Source organism: Nocardiopsis nanhaiensis, assembly GCF_054778635.1.
In genome coordinates this window covers 1-18,846 of the sequence record NZ_BAAGZJ010000120.1, presented here as the reverse complement: position 1 = coordinate 18,846, position 18,846 = coordinate 1, and the positions used below count along the sequence as shown (strand labels likewise).

11 protein-coding genes are annotated in these 18,846 nt (G+C 70.5%); 7 read left to right on the top strand and 4 right to left on the bottom strand.

All coding sequences use genetic code 11. The features are described 5' to 3' along the window. Window positions 1–217 precede the first annotated feature (217 nt). Complete coding sequence (locus ACYVD1_RS32690) at window positions 218–1,375, bottom strand: hypothetical protein (protein WP_460778318.1); 1,158 nt, start codon at window positions 1,373–1,375, stop codon at window positions 218–220. 573 nt (window positions 1,376–1,948) lie between these two features. Between ACYVD1_RS32690 and sepH the strand changes: the two genes are divergently transcribed. Continuing rightward, a complete protein-coding gene (gene sepH / locus ACYVD1_RS32685) occupies window positions 1,949–3,412 on the top strand; it encodes a septation protein SepH (RefSeq protein WP_460778317.1) in 1,464 nt (487 codons plus the stop codon). Window positions 3,413–3,494: 82 nt separating this feature from the next. Here the strand turns inward: sepH and ACYVD1_RS32680 are convergent, their stop codons facing one another. Then, a complete protein-coding gene (locus tag ACYVD1_RS32680) occupies window positions 3,495–5,372 on the bottom strand; it encodes a PH domain-containing protein (RefSeq protein ID WP_460778316.1) in 1,878 nt (625 codons plus the stop codon). After that, window positions 5,372–5,953 carry a PH domain-containing protein gene (locus tag ACYVD1_RS32675; protein ID WP_460778315.1) on the bottom strand — a complete coding sequence of 194 codons (582 nt, stop codon included), beginning with the start codon at window positions 5,951–5,953 and terminating at the stop codon, window positions 5,372–5,374. The genes ACYVD1_RS32680 and ACYVD1_RS32675 overlap by 1 nt, the downstream gene beginning before the upstream one ends. Window positions 5,954–6,333: 380 nt before the next feature. Between ACYVD1_RS32675 and ACYVD1_RS32670 the strand changes: the two genes are divergently transcribed. Both ACYVD1_RS32670 and ACYVD1_RS32665 read left to right on the top strand, forming a co-directional pair. Next, on the top strand, window positions 6,334–7,308 hold the full coding sequence (locus ACYVD1_RS32670; protein WP_460778314.1) for an ATP-binding cassette domain-containing protein: 975 nt from the start codon (window positions 6,334–6,336) through the stop codon (window positions 7,306–7,308). Next, a complete protein-coding gene (locus tag ACYVD1_RS32665; RefSeq protein WP_460778313.1) occupies window positions 7,305–8,135 on the top strand; it encodes an ABC transporter permease in 831 nt (276 codons plus the stop codon). Before ACYVD1_RS32670 ends, ACYVD1_RS32665 begins: the two co-directional genes overlap by 4 nt. Window positions 8,136–8,196: 61 nt before the next feature. Here ACYVD1_RS32665 and ACYVD1_RS32660 read toward each other — a convergent pair whose 3' ends face one another. Beyond that, a complete protein-coding gene (locus tag ACYVD1_RS32660) occupies window positions 8,197–11,508 on the bottom strand; it encodes a BTAD domain-containing putative transcriptional regulator (protein WP_460778312.1) in 3,312 nt (1,103 codons plus the stop codon). A 256-nt stretch (window positions 11,509–11,764) separates the two neighbouring features. Here ACYVD1_RS32660 and ACYVD1_RS32655 point away from each other — a divergent pair, with 256 nt between their 5' ends. From ACYVD1_RS32655 to ACYVD1_RS32640, 4 genes are all read left to right on the top strand, one after another. Then, on the top strand, window positions 11,765–12,361 hold the full coding sequence (locus ACYVD1_RS32655; RefSeq protein ID WP_460778311.1) for a YbhB/YbcL family Raf kinase inhibitor-like protein: 597 nt from the start codon (window positions 11,765–11,767) through the stop codon (window positions 12,359–12,361). Window positions 12,362–12,721: 360 nt separating this feature from the next. Further along, window positions 12,722–15,073, top strand: coding sequence for a hypothetical protein (locus tag ACYVD1_RS32650; RefSeq protein ID WP_460778310.1), 2,352 nt, complete (start codon window positions 12,722–12,724; stop codon window positions 15,071–15,073). 364 nt (window positions 15,074–15,437) lie between these two features. Then, window positions 15,438–17,825, top strand: a complete 2,388-nt coding sequence (locus ACYVD1_RS32645) for a SulP family inorganic anion transporter (RefSeq protein ID WP_460778309.1) — start codon at window positions 15,438–15,440, stop codon at window positions 17,823–17,825. 368 nt (window positions 17,826–18,193) lie between these two features. Continuing rightward, window positions 18,194–18,565: a VOC family protein gene (locus ACYVD1_RS32640; protein ID WP_460778308.1), complete on the top strand. Its 372-nt coding sequence runs from the start codon at window positions 18,194–18,196 to the stop codon at window positions 18,563–18,565. The last annotated feature ends 281 nt before the right edge of the window (window positions 18,566–18,846 follow it).

The following is an 18,846-nucleotide window of genomic DNA, read 5'->3' as shown; positions in this document are numbered from 1 at the left end:
ACTCAAGGTGACGGCCTTCGTTGTGTTCACGTGTGTTCGTGGTTGAAGCACATGATCACGCGAAGGCCGTTGTGCTGTCCGGGAAACGATGAAGCCCGTGACCAGGACGGTATCCGGTCACGGGCTCGAGGTTAAACGCCAAGCTAGGTGGTCACGACGGGGGCCGGGTCCGAGCACCGGGCCCGCCGTGCTCAGGGATCAGCCCTTGGCCAAGGGCTCACTCCTCAGGGGCCGGGTCGGCTTCGGGCGGGGCGTTGTCACCCTCGCCACCGCCTCCGGGACCCGGGTCCGCGTCCTCTCCGCCTCCCGGTTCCTCCGGGGGACCCTCGTCCACCGGCGGGTCGACGGGGTCGTCCTGGTCGGCGGGGCCGTCCGGCTGCTGCTCGCCCGGGGTGGTCCCGGACTCGGGCTCCACCGGTTCCTCGGGCTCCTGCGGTTCCCGGGTTCCGGTGTCCGTCTGGCTCTCCGGCTGTTCGTCCTGAGTGGTCTCGGGGTCCTCCTCCTCGACCTCCGCCGGGGCGGAGTCGCCACCGAGCAGCGAGGGTGAGGTGTGTCCTTCCTCGCCCTGTGTCCACGCGGTCAGCGAACGCCCGGTGAGCAGTTCGAAGGCCAGGATCACCAACATGACCAGGGTGAACACCGCGGCAGCCGAGAGGGCGGCGGTCCGCCACCCGCGTTTGGGGCGCTCCGCCTCCCCGTCCGCGTCGCCCTTCGGGTCGTCGGGGCCGTCGAACCGCCGCGACCCGCCACCGGGTGGCCGGGAGCCGCTATCTCCACCGACCCTGGGCATCACCTCCGTGGCCTCCGGCACCGCGGAGCCGCCCACCACGGTGGGGTCCTCGGGGTTGCCGAAACCGTGCGCGACGGTCTGACCCGGCAGGTCCCGCCCCACGACCGGCATGGCCATCGTCCGGGTGGCGTCGTCGTCCCCGCCCGCGGGGAACCCGTATGGATCCGTGTATCCGTCAGTGTCGACGACCCTGGTGGCATCGGGGCCGAGCACGGGCTTGGCCGCGCGGGATTCGGCGGCGGCGTTGGAGCCTGGGTCGACCAGCGCCTTCGCGCCGGGCCGCTTGCCCGCCTTCTCCGCCTTTCCCGCTTTCTCCGCCAGTTCCTTGGCCTGCTCACTGCTGCGGGTGATCCAGTGCTGGATGACGGGGGCAGCACTGGTGCTGAGCACGGCCATGACGGCGGTACCGATGACGGTTCCGTAGACGTTGAGGTAGGAGGCCGCGGTGGCGGCGGTCAGAGTGGCCATCCCGGCGCCCGCGACCTGCGACATACTCAGGTCGATGCGCTTGCGCTTGTCGGCCTTCTCTTCCTCCGCGCCCTCCTCTTCCACCTCGGACTCGTCCCCGTGACCGGGTTTTGGCATCGCGATCGTCCCCCCTCGTAGGCCGCGCTCGGGCGCGGCGGGACTGGGTGTCAGGCATGGGATGGGTGCGTAGCTGGGCAGACGGCAGCACAAGCCCCAAACTTCACATACTGCCCATGGGTGGATACCTAAGGATAAGGGGGACTGGGCTCAGATAACGCCATCAAATAAGAAGGATCACTGTGTCGCATCCTTCGGCGTGTCGATTTGCGGATCCCATGGCTCATCATGTCACGAAGCCGTCCGAGATTGGAGTTTTTCCCAGGCCTGGGGGATTCGGGGTCTGCGGGATACCATCACGGCGGAGCCTTCGCGCGGGATCGACGACATTCCCCCACGATCGCTCCCGGTCGCTGACGGTTCAGCGTGTCAAGATTGGCACTGGAAGCGACCGTGAGTGCCCCGGAACCCCGGGGCGGCTCCCACCGTGGTACCCACCACGGACCGGGAGGCGGGCACAGTTCGGACATGCCGGGCGCGGTACTGGCCGGACAGTTGTCGGCCGACCAGACTTGGAGAACGCGGGGGAAGGTCCGCCGGACCTACCCTCGACGGGACGCGAAAGGGAGGGCGATGCACGAGCTTCGCCTCGTGGCCGTGAGCGAGGACGGCACCTACCTGGTGCTCGCCAGCACCGGCCGTGGGACCCGCTTCATGCTGCCCGTCGACGACCGCCTCCGTGCCGCAGTACGCGGCCAGTTCTCCCGGCTCGGCCAGTACGAGATCGAAGTGGAGAATCCGTTGCGCCCCAAGGAAATCCAGGCCCGCATCCGGTCCGGCGAGACCGCGGAGGCCATCTCCGAGATCTCCGGAATACCGATCGAACGGGTGCGCTGGTTCGAGGGCCCCGTGCTCCAGGAGCGCGAGTACATCGCGCAGCAGGCCCAGCGCGCCACCGTGCGCTCGCACGGCGACGCCGCTCCCGGCCCCTCCCTAGAGGACGTGGTCGGTAAGAGGATCGGTGCCCACCAGATCGAGACCGGTGACGCCGTCTGGGACTCGTGGAAGCGCGAGGACCGCTCCTGGCTGCTCAAGCTCGTATTCCTGCACGGCGGCGACGAACGTGTCGCCCACTGGCTGTACGAACCCAGACACAACAGCGTGACGCCCGCCGACGAGGAGGCCGTCCGGTTCTCCTCCAATGAACCGCTGGACACGTCCCCCGGACTCGGCATCGGCCCCGGGGCGAATGTCACGCCCTTCGCCCCGAGGCGCAACGAGACCACCACCGACCTGCCCCGCCTGGACGCACAGTCCGCCGCCGAGCGGCGCCCGGACCACGTCGCGCCGCGCCGCCTGTCGCCCGCGCAGGACACGCCGACGGACGAACCCCTGCGCCCCGTTGCCCGACAGCCGGAGACCGACCAGTTCGGCGTACCCCTCCGAGGGGAGCGCCACCGCCAGCCGCAGGACCAGGAACCCGCACAGCAGGGGCCACCGCATCAGGAGCCCCCGCAACGTCGGCCGGTCGAATCCCGGCCCGTGCGACACGCGGAGCGACACGCCGAACAGTACGAGGCACCGCCCGCGGCCCCGCTGCCCACCGCGCCCCGGCGCGAGGCCCCAAGGGCCGAACCGCCGAGCGCGGAACCGGTCCGCCGCCAGTTCTCCGAACCGGCCGAACCGCCGCCCGCACGCCCCGAACCCCGGCAGCGGCCCCAGATGCCGGGCCACGAGCCCGCGGCCACCCGCGAAGCGCCCGTTGAGCATGCGGAACCCCGGCATCGTGCCGAGCCGCCGACCGCACCGGACTGGCTGGACGCCCGGCCCGCGCCCGTTGCTCCACCCGAACCGGAGGAGGCCCCTCCCACCGACGAGTCCGCTCAGCAGCGCCCGCGCCGCCGCCGCGCCACCATCGACCTCAACGACAAGGGCACCCCGCGCCGGACCGCCGACGAGCAGCCGCCCAACAGTTCGATCCCGGCCGCCGCCAACGGATCCTCCGGCGGCGGCACGGCCAAGCGCAAGGGCCGCGGCCGCCGGGCCTCGGTGCCCTCCTGGGACGAGATCATGTTCGGTTCCAAGAAGAGCGAATAGGGCGGTCCAGCTGTCCCACGGCGGGACAAAACAGGCCGCGGACAGGGGCGGTCGCCGGTGTGCGACCGCCCCTCTCCCTGTCCTAGGCCGCCCCGCGGTCCCCGTCCCCCTCATGGGCAAGGAACGGGCGCACCATCTCGGGGGTGATCTGCGCGGCGAAGCCCACGGACTCCTCGATGGAGGCGTCCTGCGCGGTGTAGCCGCCCGCGCCCGCACCGACCGTGACCTGGAGGTCGGCCAGGGAGGACCTGCGTTGGAACAGGGTCTGCGTCCACGTCCAACCGATCACCGCCGACCGCTCCACGGTGGCCTGCGACCGACTCAGCGAACCCGAGCGCACACTCACGCGCTCACCGTCGTAGCCGTGCCCCAGTGACCGGTACCGGTCGATACCCAGAGGGATCCCAAGCAGGGCCAGCACCCCCGCTGTCACCGCCAGCCACGTGACGTCGAAGGCCGCCGCCACCGCCGCCACCGCGGCGAACGGCAGCACCGAGCGGATCAGGCGCCGGACCAGCGCGGCCCGCGGGTGCCACGTCAACGGTGCCCGGAACAGGCCCAGGGCCCGGTCGACCACCGGCTCCACCCGAGAACGCGGGCCGACAGGTAGTAGGACGGCACGGGTGGCGGCGTCCCCCAGCCCGGTGACGATCGCGCGCAGGCCCACCGCGCCTCGGGTGCGTTCGAGCGGGTTGTCCTGCAGCTCGTACCCGCGGATCCGGCGCTTCTCCAAGGTGACGCTGCGGCGGGTGAACAGGCCGCGCTCGGCGATCAGGGATCCGTCGCGGTCCCGGAGCGTGAACCCCCAGTGGGTGAGGGCGTAGGAGACCACCGCGAACACCGGCATCATGAACACCAGCACACCGACCGAGGCCACCGCGAAGAAGGTGAGGAAGGAGCGGTCGGAGCTGGCCACCCAGTCGACGAAGAAACCCGTGGCCATCTGCCCCATCGACTGCTGGACCATGCCGAACAGGGCCGCCAGGACCACGAACGGGGTCAGCAGGTAGCCCATGCTGAGCGCCCCGTACAGGTACCAGCTCCGGGGCATGGTGAAGTGGGTGACGGTGGCGTCCTCGGGCTCCCGGGTGCCGGGTACGGAGCCGTCCGCCACGTGCGCGTCAGCATCCGCCTGTTCTTCCCCTCCCCCGGAGCCGCTCTCAGCCCGGCCGGTGAGCACCGCCTTGCGGTGGAGCAGGACGCCTCGGAGCCGGTCGGCCTCCTCCGCGGTGACGGCGTCGAGCTTGCCGTCCTCGCTCTCCCCCGCCGACCCCGCGGCCGCCTCGATCCGCACCACGGCCACACCGAGCATCCGGTGCAGCAGCGTGCTGGTGACGTCCACGCCCCGGATCCGTTCCAGCGGGATCGTGCGCCGTGAACGGCGGATCAGGCCCTTGCGGATCTCGATCCGCTCCTCGCCCACCTCGTAGCGCAGGGTCTTCCAGGTGACGAGCCCACCGGCCAGGAGGCCGATGACGGCCATCCCGGTGGCGGCCAGCAGCCACGGGTTGAAACCGCCGACCACCAGGCCGATGAAGATCGGCAGCAGGATGCTCTTGAGCTGGTTGATCGGACCGACCACCATGCTGCGCGGGCTGAGCTGGCGTGCGCTCTCCGCCCCGAACTCAGCGACCGGTGCCCCCTCTGGGGCATCACCCCACCACGAACGTGCTCCGTGCGGCCCGGAGGGATCGTCGGCGGGTGCGGTGTACCCGGGGCCCGCACCGTACCCGGAAGGGGCCCCGTGCCCCGGGTCCGGCACGTAGCCGGGCTGGGGGCCGTAACCGGGCTGGGGGCTCTCGGGGCTGGGGCCTTCCTGGCCCGCACGCTCGGGGCCGGGGTCGCTCGCGGCCCCGGAAGACGTGCTGCCCGGCGCGACCCACCCGCCCGCCTCCCCGTCCTCGGGGCCGGCGGGTTCGGGGCCGAAGGGGTTCGGGTCGGGATCGTGCTGTCGGTCCATCAGGTCGCATCGCCCCGCAGTGTTCCGGCGCGCACCGCCAGCTCCTCGCTGAGCCTGCGCGCCTCCTCGGAGTCCAGTCCTTCGATCGTCGAGGAGCCGGCGAAGGAGGCGGTCTGGACCTTCAGTGTGGCCACGTCGAAGATCCGCTCCAACCAGCCCTGGGTGTGGTCCACGGTCTGCAGCCGGTTGACCGGCACCAGCTGCCAGGCCCGGCTGATCCAGCCCACCCGCGTGTAGATGATGTCGCCGGTGACCTCCCAGCGGTGCACCCGATAGCGCCAGGAGGGCACGATGGCGATCTTGAACAGGGCGTACACGGAGTAGGCCACCGGCAGCGCCCAGGCGTACTCCACCGCCCACTCGGGGATCCATCCCCATCCGGACGTGCTCAACACCCACGCGATGAAGCTGAACACGGCCAGGTTGAAGACCGCACCGAAGAGCAGTCGCAGAGTCCACACCCCGATCGATCGCCCGCTCACCCTCCTGAGGGGCGGCCGCAACTGTGCGACCCCGGCGGGTTCGGGTGGTTCGGGGACATCGCCGGGCTGGGGCATGGCGTCGTGGGGCGGGGTGTTCATCACACGCCCGAGTCTAGGCCGTTTCCGGGGAATCCCCGGAGTCGTCTCACCCGGGTCAGCGCGAACGGGGGTAGCCGTTCCCACATCGATCGGCACCGCGAACGGAGAGGGGCGCCTTCGAGGTGGCCTGAACGAAGCCCCGGCCCCGGGCAGCCCTCGCCCGGGGCCGGCCGGCTCCTCCTTCCTGTATGCGGAATGCCCTCGGCCGACGACGTGTTCTCCAGCTGCCACCGGTGCGGGGAAAATCCGTTTTCGAACTGACCTACCGCCCGGTCCGCTGACATCCGGCTGACACCGCCGATGCACCGGACGAACGGCTCCGCCAGTGTCTTGTCAGTACAGCTCGGCACACTTGGGACAGACGTTGAAATGGAGGACCGATGACTGACGCCATCCGCGCGGAGGGTCTGGTCAAGCACTTCAAGGGCAAGACCGCCCTTGGCGGAGTGGACCTGACAGCCAAATCGGGGGCCGTGCTGGGCGTACTGGGCCCCAACGGGTCCGGGAAGACGACGACCGTACGCATCCTTGCCACACTGCTCAGACCCGATGAGGGCCACGCCACCGTCGGGGGCTTCGACGTGGTCCGCGAACCGCACCAAGTACGCCGCCAGATCGGGCTCACCGGGCAGTACGCCGCGGTGGACGCCGAGCTGACCGGTACCCAGAACCTGGTGCTCATCGCCAGGCTGCTCGGTTTCGGCCGCGCCGACGCACGCTCCCGGTCCAAGGAGCTCATGGAGCGCTTCGGGCTCACCGACGCCGCCGACCGTCCCGCCAAGACCTACTCCGGGGGTATGCGCAGGCGTCTGGACCTGGCCGCGAGCCTGGTCGGCCGCCCCGCGCTGCTCTACTTGGACGAGCCGACCACCGGGCTCGACCCGCACAGCCGCAACGGCCTGTGGGATGTGGTGCGCGGCCTGGTCGACGACGGTGTCACCGTGCTGCTCACCACCCAGTACCTGGAGGAAGCCGACCAGCTCGCCGACGACATCATGGTCCTGGACCACGGGAAGGTGATCAGCCGGGGCACGCCCGAGGAGCTCAAGACGCACGCGGGCAACCAGGTACTGGCACTGCGCACCGTCGACCCCGCTCAGCTGCCTCTGGCCACCCGGATCGTCGAGGCCGTCACCAGCGCCCCGGTGACCACGGACGGTCTCCTGGCCAGCGTCCCCGTCACCGACGGCGGCGTCCTGCCCGAAACGGTGCGCCGCCTCGACGAACAAGGGGTCGCCGTCGCCGAGCTCTCCCTGCGCAAGCCGAGCCTGGACGAGGTCTTCCTCGCCCTCACCGGCCACCACGCCGAAGAAGACAACACGGAACAGCCCGCGAACGAAGGGACCCCGGCATGAGTGCCGTGACGGCCCGGCCGAGACCGGCACAGCCCGAGGGGGCTCCGGTGGCACCCCACAGCATCTCCCCGCTGAGCACCGTCCAGCACGGGCTCCAGCTCACCTGGCGCAGCATCCTGAAGATCAAGGCCAACCCCGAAGAGGTCTTCGGGCTGATGCTGCAGCCGGTCATGTTCGTGACCCTGTTCGTGTTCGTCTTCGGACAGGCGATGATGGGCGACTGGCAGACCTACCGCGACTTCCTGATGCCCGGAATCATCGCCCAGTCGGTCATCTTCGCCACGATGGGCACGGGTTTCAGCCTGAGCCAGGACGTGGAGAAGGGGATCTTCGACCGGTTCCGGTCGCTGCCCATCGCACGTTCGGCCCCGCTGATCGGCGCGATCCTCGGCGACCTGGTCCGTTACAGCATCACCGTGGTGATGGTGATGCTGGTCGGCATGGCGATCGGGTTCCGCCCCGACGGCGGCGTGGGCGGTGTGCTGGCCGCCAGCGCACTGGTCCTGCTGTTCGCGTTCGCGCTGTGCTGGATGTCGGCCTTCGTCGGCATGATCGTGCGCACACCGATGGCGGTGCAGTCCTTCGCGATGATCCTGCTGTTCCCGCTCACCTTCGGTAGCTCGACCTTCGTCGCCCCCGATGACATGCCGGGTTGGCTGGCGCCCATCGCGGCGAACAACCCCGTCACCCATGTCGTGGACGCCATGCGCGGGCTCATGCTCGGCGGCGACGTCGCCGGGCCCGTGCTCTGGACCGTGGTCTGGACCGTGGTGATCACCGCGATCTTCGCGCCGCTCGCGGTGTGGGCCTACCGCCGCCGCACCTGACCGGACGCGGGGTCCGCCCACCGGGTGGGCGGGCCCCGCCGACGGGCGGACCGGTCGGCGCTCAGCGGCACCAGCCGCCCGGTTCGACGTCGTCCGGGACGACCGGGGCCAGCCAGCGGGCCACCCGGTCACCCGCATCTTCCGCTTCGGTGGACTCTCCCTCGGCCACCAGGATCTGACACCGTTCTGCGCCCAGCAGTTCGACCAGCCTCTCGCGTACGTGGCGGGCCCTGGGCGAGGCGGAGTCGGCGATGCCCCTCAGCGCGGTCGCGTAACCGACGAAGAGGGCGGCCTGCGCGGGATCCTCCTCCAGCGCCATGGCGGCGAAGGCGTCCAGGATGTCAGCGCGAATCGTTCGCAATCCGTAGATGGACAGCCACCAGCCGCGGCCCGCTTCGGCCCAGGCGCGCGCGGTGTCACCCTCGTCCCAGGCCACCTCCGCGGCCAGGATCCGCCAGGAGGGTTCGATGTAGGCGGGGGCGAAACCCCCCAACTGCGCTACGACCGGTTCGGTCTCGTCCACCAGGGTCCGGGCCTCGGCGGTGCGGCCGTCGGCCCGCAACAGCTGGGTCCGGACCTGGCGCAGGATCACCAAGTGGTCCTCCTCCGCCGCGGTCCCCGCCACTTCCGCCAGGTCCTGGGCGGCCGCCGCCAGATCTCCGAGGTCGACCAGAGTGCGGGCCCGCACGGTGCGGAACATGGCGGAGATCCCCTCCAGCCCGCTTCCCTCCGCCAACGCGATCCCCTCGGTGAGCAGTAGGCGGCCCCGCTCCAGGTCGGTGAAGCGGACGACGTCCACCATCTGCATGAGCGCATTGCACTGCCCCCACGCGTCGCCGAGGGCGCCCATCGACTCGAAAGCGTCCGAGGAACGCCTCAGGGCACGGTGGGCCTGCCCGAACACCGCGTCCAGGAGGGCCAGCGAGAAGCTGACCGTTGCCCGGAGCCAGGGGTCGGTCACCGAGTCGAGCGCCGCCTCCAACCGTTTCCGGGGCTCACTGTCGGGATTCCCTTCCGCCATGGCCTTGTAGGCCAGGACGGACACGAGAACGGGGTGGGACTCAGGCCGCGTGTCCACCCGTGCCAGCACGTCCTCCACCCTGTCGATCCCGTCGAGGACGCCCTGTCGTCCCAGTCCCATGTCCCCGGTCCGGTGGAACACGCAGCTGGCGTAGGCGATTTCGTGTCCCTCGGGAGGGCGGTCCCCGACCAGTTCCAGGGCCTCCTTGGACCAGCGGTGGAGCTGTCGCCAGCCCCCGTTCAGGATCCAGTACCACTGGGAGTGCTCCACGAGTTCCAGGGCGAGGCGGGCGTCGCGGCGCTCGATCGCCCACCGGAAGGCGGCCACGCAGTTGTCGGACTCCCTCGCGAACCGGGCGAGCCAGGCCCGCTGGCCGGGTCCCCTCAACTCGGGATCGGCCCGGCGCCACAGGTCGCGCACGTAGCGGGCCTGGGCATTCCTGACCCGCTCCTCTTCTCCGCTCCTGGTCAGCCGCTCGGTCGCGTAGGCGCGCACCGTCTCCAACTGCCGGTAGCGGGGCGGGGTGTCTTCGTGTTCGGGACTCTCCGCGGTGACGAGGGACTTGTCCACGAGGGCGAACAGGGCCTCCCACACGTCCTGGTCCGCGACGGTCGGGCTGCCGGTGTGAGGGCCAGCGTCGGGGTCGGAGCCCACCCGCTCGACCGCCTCCAGAGTCGCCCCGCCGGGGAAGACGGCCAAGCGGCGCAACAGGCGCCGCTCGGGTTCGTCGAGCAGTTCCCAACTCCAGTCGACCACGCCCCTCAGGGTGCGGTGGCGGGGTAGCGCGGAACGGTTCCCGCTGGTGAGGAGGCGAAATCGGTCGGAGAGGCGGGCGGCGAGCTGTGCGGGGGACATCGCCCGGAGCCGGGCGGCGGCCAGTTCCAGCGCCAGCGGCATACCGTCCAGCTCCCGGGTGATCCGGACGACGTGGCCGACGTTGTCCGGGCCGACGGCGAAGCCGGGACGGACGGCCTCGGCGCGCTCTGCGAACAGTGCCACCGCGGGATTGGCGCGAGCCGTCGCGGCGTCGGCGTCCTTCGGCGGCAGGGGCAGGGAGGGCACCGGGAGAAGGCTCTCACCAGGCACTCCGAGCGGTTCGCGGGACGTGGTGAGGATGCGCAGGCGGGGGCAGTTGGCGAGCAGGGTCTGCGCGAAACGGGCCGCTTCGTCGACCAGGTGCTCGCAGTTGTCGAGCACGAGCAGGCCAGACCGTGCGCCGAGATAGGAGAGCACCCGTTCCTCGGAGGGTTGTGGTGCCGCGGCGGCACGGGCGTGCATCACCGCGTACACGCGCAGGTCCAGGGCGGCGGCGACGGCGTCGGGCAGATCGGCGCCCTCGCGGACCGGGGCGAGTTCGACGAACCAGACCCCGTCGGGCACCTGTTGCGGTACCCGCTCCGCCAGGGCGGCGGCGCTCTCGGTCGCGAGGCGGGTCTTGCCCGCGCCTCCCGGTCCGGTGAGGGTGAGCAGCCGGGCCGCGGCCATGCGCTCCACGGCCGCGGAGACCTCGGTATCGCGCGGCACGAAGCTGGTCAGGTGCCGGGGCAGACGGACCACCTCGGGCCGGAGCGGGGGCGCCTCGGGAGAGAGCGGGGTCGGCCCGGGCCCGTCGGGGGCGAGTTCACCCCTGAGCAGGCGCAGATGGGTGTCACGCAGTCGCGGTGACGGGTCCAGGCCGAGCTCCTCTGCCAGCCGGTTCCGGAAGCCCTCGTGGGCGGCGAGTGCCTCAGCGGTACGGCCGTTGCCCGCCAGCGCCCGCATGAGCAGCTCGACCGGTCGTTCGCGGAGCGGCTGGCGTGCGGCGAGCGCCTCCGCTTCCGGCAGTGCCTCAGCGTGCCGCCCCAATTCGAGCCGGGCCCACAGGTGGTCCTCCAGTGCCGCTTGGTGCGCCTCGGACAGGCGCAACGCGGTGTCCTCAGCCACACCCCTGGATGTCAGGTCAGGCAGGGCTGGACCGCGCCACAGGGCTACGGCGGCGGACAGGGTGCGTTCGGCTTCCAGGGCCTGCCCGTCCAGGAGTTGGGCCCGTCCGTCCCTGACCAGTACCTCGAACGCGCACAGGTCCACCTGGTCGGGCGCGACCGCCAACCGGTACCCGGAAGAGTCACTGTGCAGGTGGGTCCCTGTTCCAAGGACGCGCCGGAGCCGGGAGGCCAGGGCTTGGAGAGCGTTGCCCGCGGCCGCCGGGACGTCCTCTCCCCAGATCGCGTCGGTGAGCCGCTCCACGGTGACCGGTTGGCCGGGGCGGAGCAGGAGCAGGGTCAGGAAGGCGCGCAGGCGCGCACCGCCGATGGTGACGGGGTCCCCCGAGGCGTCATGCACCTGGAGGGGACCCAGAATGGAGAACCGCACCTACCCATGATCACCGATGCGGGACGCGAAAGCTCGTGGGTACCGGTTCGGCGCCGGCGCGGGACGGGCCGTCGCCTCATCCGGTTTCCCGAGGCCCTGGCCCCCCGCAGTAGGCTTCACTCAGGACCGTGCCGCCGTGCCCGCGGTGGCGCAGGTGTGCGCGGTCCACCGCGGGCACCGGCGCCATCCCTGGGCGCCGGGGCCGGTGTGCAGCGATTACCGCCTGACAGCCCGAAAGTCCAGCAGGAGCCCCATTTTGTTCCCGGCCTTCCCTTCCGTCCGGACGACCGCCGCGCGTGGCGTACCCCGAACTTCCTCCGGTACCCGCGTGGCCGCCGTGGCCGCGGGGGCCGCCCTGCTCACGTCGACCGGTTGCGGGGTCCTGTCCTCGGACCTGAGCGCCGAGATGCCCACCGACATCAACATCACCAGCCCGATGATGCAGGAGGGCAAGCCGCTGCCCAGCGCGTACACGTGCGAGGCGGACGGCGAGCCGGCCTCGCCTCCGCTGAGCTGGTCGGGGCTGCCCGAGGACGTGGGGTCGATCGCGCTGGTGGTGGACGACCCGACCGACGCCGTCGTGTTCTGGATGGTCTACGACCTGGACCCGCAATTGGTGGAGCTCCGCCAGAACACGGTCCCCTCCGACGCGAAAACGGGCCAGAACTCCGCCGGGGACGCCGCGTACGGCGCTCCCTGCCCGGAGGAGGACGACCTCCACCAGTACCGCTTCACCGTGTACGCGCTGGACGGCGAACTCGATCTGCCCGAGGGTGCCGAGCTGAGCCTCACCCTGGATGGCATCGCCGACCAGGCCGTGGCCCGGGGATCACTGGTCACGAGCAGCGAGTGAATCGGTCCATAATGGTCTTTGAGCTCCAATACAGAACCGGACACTCACCCTCATAGGTGCACACCGGAATGGGCCGAGGAAGCTCCTATCGCCCTCTGCACACAGCACGCAACAGCACATACAGTGGGGCTGTGCCCCTCGCCCCTTTTCAGATGACCGATTCCCGCCCATCCGCCGCGCGGCGCCCTGCCCTGAGACCGCTTCGGACGACCGGTGCCCATGCCCTGGCCCCCACACGGGCGGAATGTTCCGGAACGACGCAGAACCAGGCTGCCGCCGCTTCCCCTCGACCGGACCTCGCCCGGCCGGTCCTCGGCGCTGACCGGGCCCGGCCGACCTCCCCAAGGTAGTGCGTACACCATGAACGTCACCGTCACCATCATCATCGCCGTCATCGTCGTACTCGCCGTGCTCGTGCTCCTCCTCCTCGGCATGCGCGCGCTCAGCCTCGGTTCCCATGAGGACGACTACGACGACTTCGACTACGACGTCGAGGACGACGGCTACGACGACCGTCGCGACCCGGGCGACGACGAGGGGCCCGAACCGCGGGGCCGCGCCCGCCGTTCGCGCCCGGGCGGCGGCAAGGCGGCGCGACGGTTCAAGGGCAGGCGTCAGCGCGGGGTCGACTGGGAAGACGACGCTGGCGGGCTCTCCGACAACGACTTCTGGTCGAGCTTGAGTGACGAGGGGCCCGCGCAGCCGCCTGAGTCGGCCAGGGGAAGCGTCGGCGCCGGGGACGTCGACGACTTCGGGGACGACGGCTACTACGACGACTACGACGACGGTTACTACGAGGAACCCGTGCGTGGACAGCGGGCGGGCCAAGGGCCGCCCAGCGAACCCAACGCCCTCCCGCCCGTCGGGGGCGGCCCCGAGGGGCGCGGCGCTCCCGCTGGCTCCACTGCGGGTTCCACCGATGACCTCGCGATGCTGGCCAGCCTGGGTCAGGGCAACACTCCCTCGGAGCCGACACGGCCCGACCCCGCTCCGGCCCAGCACGACCCCCTCTCCGAAGGGCCGGGATCCCCGCCGACCGGCACGGACCCCCGGTCGGCTCCGTCCGCGCTACCGCCGACGCAGGGCCTGCCGCCCACCCAAGGGCTCCCGCCCGCACAGCCCGCGGCCCCTTCGGGCCCGCCGGACGACGATCCGCTGGGTCCGGGTTCCTGGAGGCCGCATCCACCCTCGACCGGTGACCCGTTCGAGGGCCGCGATCCGATCAGGCCACCGGAGCGGAACGATCCGTTGGGCGGCGCTCCCTTGGGCGGAGGACCCGGTGGCGGGGCCCCGTTGGGAACCGCGCCGATGGGCGGTCCGGCCGGTGGCGGGCTGAGCGGTGGCGGTGAGCGTCCCAGTGCCCGCGACCCTCTGGACCCGGGTTTCCGTCCGGAACCCTCCGTCGGGGACGACGCGGGTTCACCGATCTGGTCCAGCATGGATACCGGTGCGCACCAGCGTCCGGGCCCGTCCTCCTTGGGCGGCTACGGAGGCGGCCCGAGCGCGAGCAGCGGCAGCCATCCGAGCATGGGAGCCCAACCTGCGCCGGGACAGCCCATGGACGGGCCGGGTATGCCCGGTCCCCCCGCTCCGGGTGCCCCCGTCGGCAACATGACCGGCGGTTACCCGGCAGGATCGTTCCGTCCTGGATCGTCCCACGACAGCGGTTCCCTCCCCCGCCCCGAGTTCGACAGCGGTACGCACCAGCACAACCCGGCCTATGAGTCGGGCTCCTTCTACCGCCCCGCCTACGACACCGACTCCTTCAACCGCTCGGCCTACGACACCGACTCCTTCAACCGGCCGGAGTTCGACAGCGGTACGCACCAGCGCAACGCCTACGACAGCGGCACCCACACGCGCCCCGACTACCCCGGCGGCCCCCAAGGCTTCCCGCCTCGGCCGGAGTTCGACAGCGGTACGCACCAGCACAACCCCGCCTATGAGTCGGGCTCCTTCTACCGCCCCGCCTACGACACCGACTCCTTCAACCGCTCGGCCTACGACACCGACTCCTTCAACCGGCCGGAGTTCGACAGCGGCACCCACACACGGCCCGGATACCAGGGTCGGCCCCAAGGCGGCTCGCAGGGACAGCCCGGACCACACGGTCTCGGCGGATCCGGGGGCAACACCCCGTTGTGGGGCGGCCAGGAGGACAGCGGAACCTTCGGTACTCCGAGCCGACCGACGATGTCGCACGGAGGGCCACCCCCCGGCCAGGCCCCGCCCTATAACGAGGGCGTCGGCCTTCCTCCCGGGCAGCCGGAGCCGCAGGCAGGACCGGGGTACCCCGGTGGCCCCGGCCCCGGTTACCCGACGGGCGCCTATCCAGCGGGACAGCTGAGCGGAGACCTGCCCAGCGCCTATCCCGACTACCCTCAGCAGACCGACCCCTTCGGTCGGCCGGTCAGCCCTGGCGGCCACGGTGGTCCGAATGGATCCGGTGGGCCCAACGACCCCGGTGCCTATCCCGACGTCCTGGGCAGTGGCTTTCCGCAACAACCCGAGCCGGACTACGGCTACCCGCCCGTGGACCGGTGGTACCCGCGCGCCGACGACCAAGCCCAGGGCGGCCAGGGGCAGCAGGGCCCAGGGCCCTATGGCCAGGGCCACTACGGCCGAGGCGCGTACGGCCAAGATCCCTACGGTCGGCCCGGTCCCGGTCCGGAGTACTACGAAGGCGGCTACGAGGACGGACGTTTCCGCTAGGAAGCCCCCCAGGAGACCTCTGTTCGCCATGGAGGCCCTAGGCAACACAGAGTGACATCGAAACCGGGCACACTAGGCAAGCGGTTCCGTTGGCACACACCACCGAGGTGGCGGGATACCCCCGCCGCCTCGGATTTTTTTCTGCCTTCACCCATCTCGAGAGTGTGTGAAATCGGGAAAATGGTTACCAAAACCAACTGGGAACGTAACTCAAAGTCATCAACCTTGACTACAGTTGGTGACTGACGAAGAACCCTTCGAGGCCAGTTCTCGTCATGCGGCCACGCCACCCCCCTCAACGGACATCTTCCGTCCCCGTGCGCCTACGCATACACCTGCCTGGTCCAACCCGAACGGAGTAACCATGCGCAACGACGCCCAGGGAGCACCACCCGGGCAGCCGGAGGCCTCCTCCCGGCTCCCCGGGACCCTCACGGATCGCAAGGGAGTCGCCGCCGACGTCGGCGCCTCACTCGTGGTCTTCCTGGTCGCCGTCCCCCTGTCGTTGGGGATCGCCGTCGCCTCCGGCGCCCCCTTGATCGCCGGCATCATCGCCGCCGTCGTCGGCGGCATCGTAGCCGGATTGGTCGGCGGATCAATGGTCCAGGTCAGCGGCCCGGCCGCGGGCCTGACCATCATCGTGGCCGACCTGATCATGACCTACGGCTGGCGGGTCACCTGTCTGATCACCCTGCTCGCCGGGCTGGTCCAACTCGCCCTGGGGGCCTTCCGCATCGCGCGGGCCGCCCTCGCCGTCTCCCCCGCCGTCGTACACGGCATGCTCGCGGGGGTGGGCGTCACCATCGCCCTCGCCCAGCTGCACGTGGTGCTCGGCGGATCACCGCAGAGCTCGGCCCTCGCCAACATCACCGACCTACCGCAGCAGATCGCGCAGAACCACACCGCTGCCGTAGCCGTCGGTGTCATCACCATCGCGATCATGTTCGGCTGGAACCGGCTACCGGCCATCGGCAAGGTCCGGCCCGGCATGATCCCCGCGGCACTGGTGGCCGTGGGTACCGCCACCGCCATCGCCACCACCGGGCGCTGGGAGGTGGAGACCGTCCAGCTACCGGCCTCGCTCTCGGAGGCCTGGAACGGACCGATGCTGCCCGAATCCGGACAGTGGCACGGCATCGCCCTCGCCGTGGCCGCCGTCGCCATGGTCGCCAGCGTGGAGTCGCTGCTGGCCGCGATCGCGGTCGACCGCCTGCACAGCGGCCGCAGGGTCATGCTCAACCGGGAACTGTGCGGCCAGGGGGCGGCCAACACCGTCAGCGGAGCGCTCGGAGGCCTTCCGGTCGCCGGTGTGATCGTGCGCAGTACCGCCAACGTGCGTGCCGGCGCCACCAGCCCGCTCTCCACGGTCCTGCACGGCGTCTGGATCCTGCTGTTCGTCGCCTTCTTCGCCCACGTGGTCGAGCTGATCCCGATGGCCGCCCTGGCCGCGCTGCTGGTGTTCATCGGCGTGCAGATGGTGTCGCTCGCGCACTTGCGGAACCTGAGCCGCCACCACGAGGCCAGCGTCTACCTGGTGACTCTCTGCGGTGTGGTGTTCCTCGGCCTGTTGGAAGGGGTGTTCATCGGGTTCGCGCTGGCGATGATCGTCTCGCTGCGCCGCCTGACCAAACTCACCGTGGTCACCGAGGAGCGCAACGGCCGGGTGCACGTCACCGTGCACGGCTCGCTCACCTTCCTCGGTGTCCCCCGGCTCGCACACGTGCTGCGCACCATCCCCGCGGGCGCCAAGGTCGACCTCGACCTGTACGTGGACTTCATGGACCACGCCGCCTTCGAAGCCATCCACGCCTGGCGTATGGACCACGAGCGCACCGGCGGCAGCGTGGACATCGACGAGGTGCACGAGAACTGGTATGCGCGCAGTTCCACCAGCTCAGCGCCGGCGGCCAAGACCATCCCCAAAGGCCGCTGGTGGGCCCCCTGGGCGATGCGCCGCAAGGAATGGGAGAGCCCTTCGCGGTCGGGCGGAGCCGGACAAGGTGTCAATCCCCTGGGGTTGCTCACGGCGGGGGCCCACGAATACCACTCGAGTACGACCGACCGTATGCGTTCGGTGATGAGCCGGCTCTCGCACGGCCAGCACCCCACCGCGCTGTTCATCACCTGCGCGGACTCACGCGTGGTTCCGAACCTGATCACCGCCAGCGGCCCGGGGGACCTGTTCACCCTGCGCAACGTGGGCAACCTGGTTCCGCCCCACGACAGCTCAGACGGTTCGGCCGGTGCCGCCGTCGAGTACGCGGTGAGTGTCCTCCGGGTGCCCTCGATCGTGGTCTGCGGCCACTCGCACTGCGGCGCCATGCAGGCCCTGTCCGAGAAGACGCACGAGGGACCGGAAGAGGTAACGACGGCACACATCCGCCGCTGGCTCGCCAACGGCGAGGGGAGCCTGATCCGGGCGGGCACGGACTCGGGCGCCCTGGCCGGGCTGCCCGCCTCGGAGTCCCTGCGGCGGCTGGCCCAGGCCAACGTCGTGGAACAGCTCGGCAACCTCATGGGGTACCCGGCCGTTCGCGAACGGGTGGAGTCGGGTGAGCTGACGCTGTCCGGGATGTACTACGACCTGGAGACGGCCAGGGTGCACCTGCTGGACGCCGAGACCGGGGAGTTCACCCCGGTACAGGGCGTCCAGGACGTCTCGGACCCGGTGCCGAGCCCCCGATCTGGCGCGGCGGAGGGTCAGCCTTTGGACGAGTCGTCGTCTGGAGCGTCGTCACGGCCATCCTGCTGAACGCTGGAGGCATGGTACGAGGCGAGCAGGATGATCACCACGATCGCCAGGATCGGAAGGCCGAAGAGGACCACCCAGAAGCCGGTGGAGTCGAACAAGAGTCACCCATTCCCGTAAACGCGGATGCCCGCTGGGCCGTCGACCCCGGATACGTCGGCCCGCGGACGTTCGCGTTCCGGCAGTCACCCGGGGTCCGGAACACTGGGCCAATCTACCGGTGTCCCGAGGCGCCGAGCCATCACCGGCAGGCTGTACCGCCGTACCCACAGCTCATCTTGCTTCCCAAGGCCGGACCCGGCCAGCACTCGGCAGCGGACGCTCCGCAGCGGACACTTCCCTGTTCCGGCGGATCCAGGCAGAATCCGGCCATGCTGAGCATCGGATCCGTGGTGATGGGTGTTTCTGACGTGACGCGCGCGTGCGAATTTTGGAGCAGTGCACTCGGGTACGTGCCGCGGGAGGAACCCGAGGAGGACAGGGCGGTCCTGGTCCCGCCCGAGGGCCGCCCAGGGGTCCGTGTCTCGCTGGGCGTCAGTGAGACCCCGCTCCAGGAACACCCGAGGGTCCACTTGGACCTGTACGCGGGAGACAGGGCCGACCAGGCGGCCGAAATCGCACGGATGGCGGCTCTGGGCGCGCACCGCGTCGAATGGGACCAGTACCCGGAGGGTGCCGACTTCGTGGTGCTCGCCGACCCCGACGGCAACCGCTTCTGCGTCATCGCCACGGGTCCTGCCTGAGCCCGCTGTCTGAGCCCACTTAAGGCTAGGACGGGAACGGGGCGCTGAGGCGGGGCGGCCAAGGGTGACTTTAGGTTTAGTTGGGTTGAGATGTGTGGTCTGGGGTGGCTTCTGAGGGAGCTTAGCTGTTGGTACAGGCTCCCTGTCGGTTAGAGGTTCCCTCCTTTCCCGCCGCGTGATTGTGGCCGTCTCCGCTGCGCGCCTCAAGGTCGTCGCCATCGAGCGCTTCGCGCGTCAACGGCGCTCCACCTTGACCCGCTCCGCTACGACGGCGGGTTGGC

Coding starts and splice junctions, on each gene's coding strand:
- ACYVD1_RS32690 (WP_460778318.1), bottom strand. CDS start 1,375: ATGCCAAAACCCGGTCACGGGGACGAGTCCGAGGTGGAAGAGGAGGGC.
- sepH (WP_460778317.1), top strand. CDS start 1,949: ATGCACGAGCTTCGCCTCGTGGCCGTGAGCGAGGACGGCACCTACCTG.
- ACYVD1_RS32680 (WP_460778316.1), bottom strand. CDS start 5,372: ATGGACCGACAGCACGATCCCGACCCGAACCCCTTCGGCCCCGAACCC.
- ACYVD1_RS32675 (WP_460778315.1), bottom strand. CDS start 5,953: ATGAACACCCCGCCCCACGACGCCATGCCCCAGCCCGGCGATGTCCCC.
- ACYVD1_RS32670 (WP_460778314.1), top strand. CDS start 6,334: ATGACTGACGCCATCCGCGCGGAGGGTCTGGTCAAGCACTTCAAGGGC.
- ACYVD1_RS32665 (WP_460778313.1), top strand. CDS start 7,305: ATGAGTGCCGTGACGGCCCGGCCGAGACCGGCACAGCCCGAGGGGGCT.
- ACYVD1_RS32650 (WP_460778310.1), top strand. CDS start 12,722: ATGAACGTCACCGTCACCATCATCATCGCCGTCATCGTCGTACTCGCC.
- ACYVD1_RS32645 (WP_460778309.1), top strand. CDS start 15,438: ATGCGCAACGACGCCCAGGGAGCACCACCCGGGCAGCCGGAGGCCTCC.
- ACYVD1_RS32640 (WP_460778308.1), top strand. CDS start 18,194: ATGCTGAGCATCGGATCCGTGGTGATGGGTGTTTCTGACGTGACGCGC.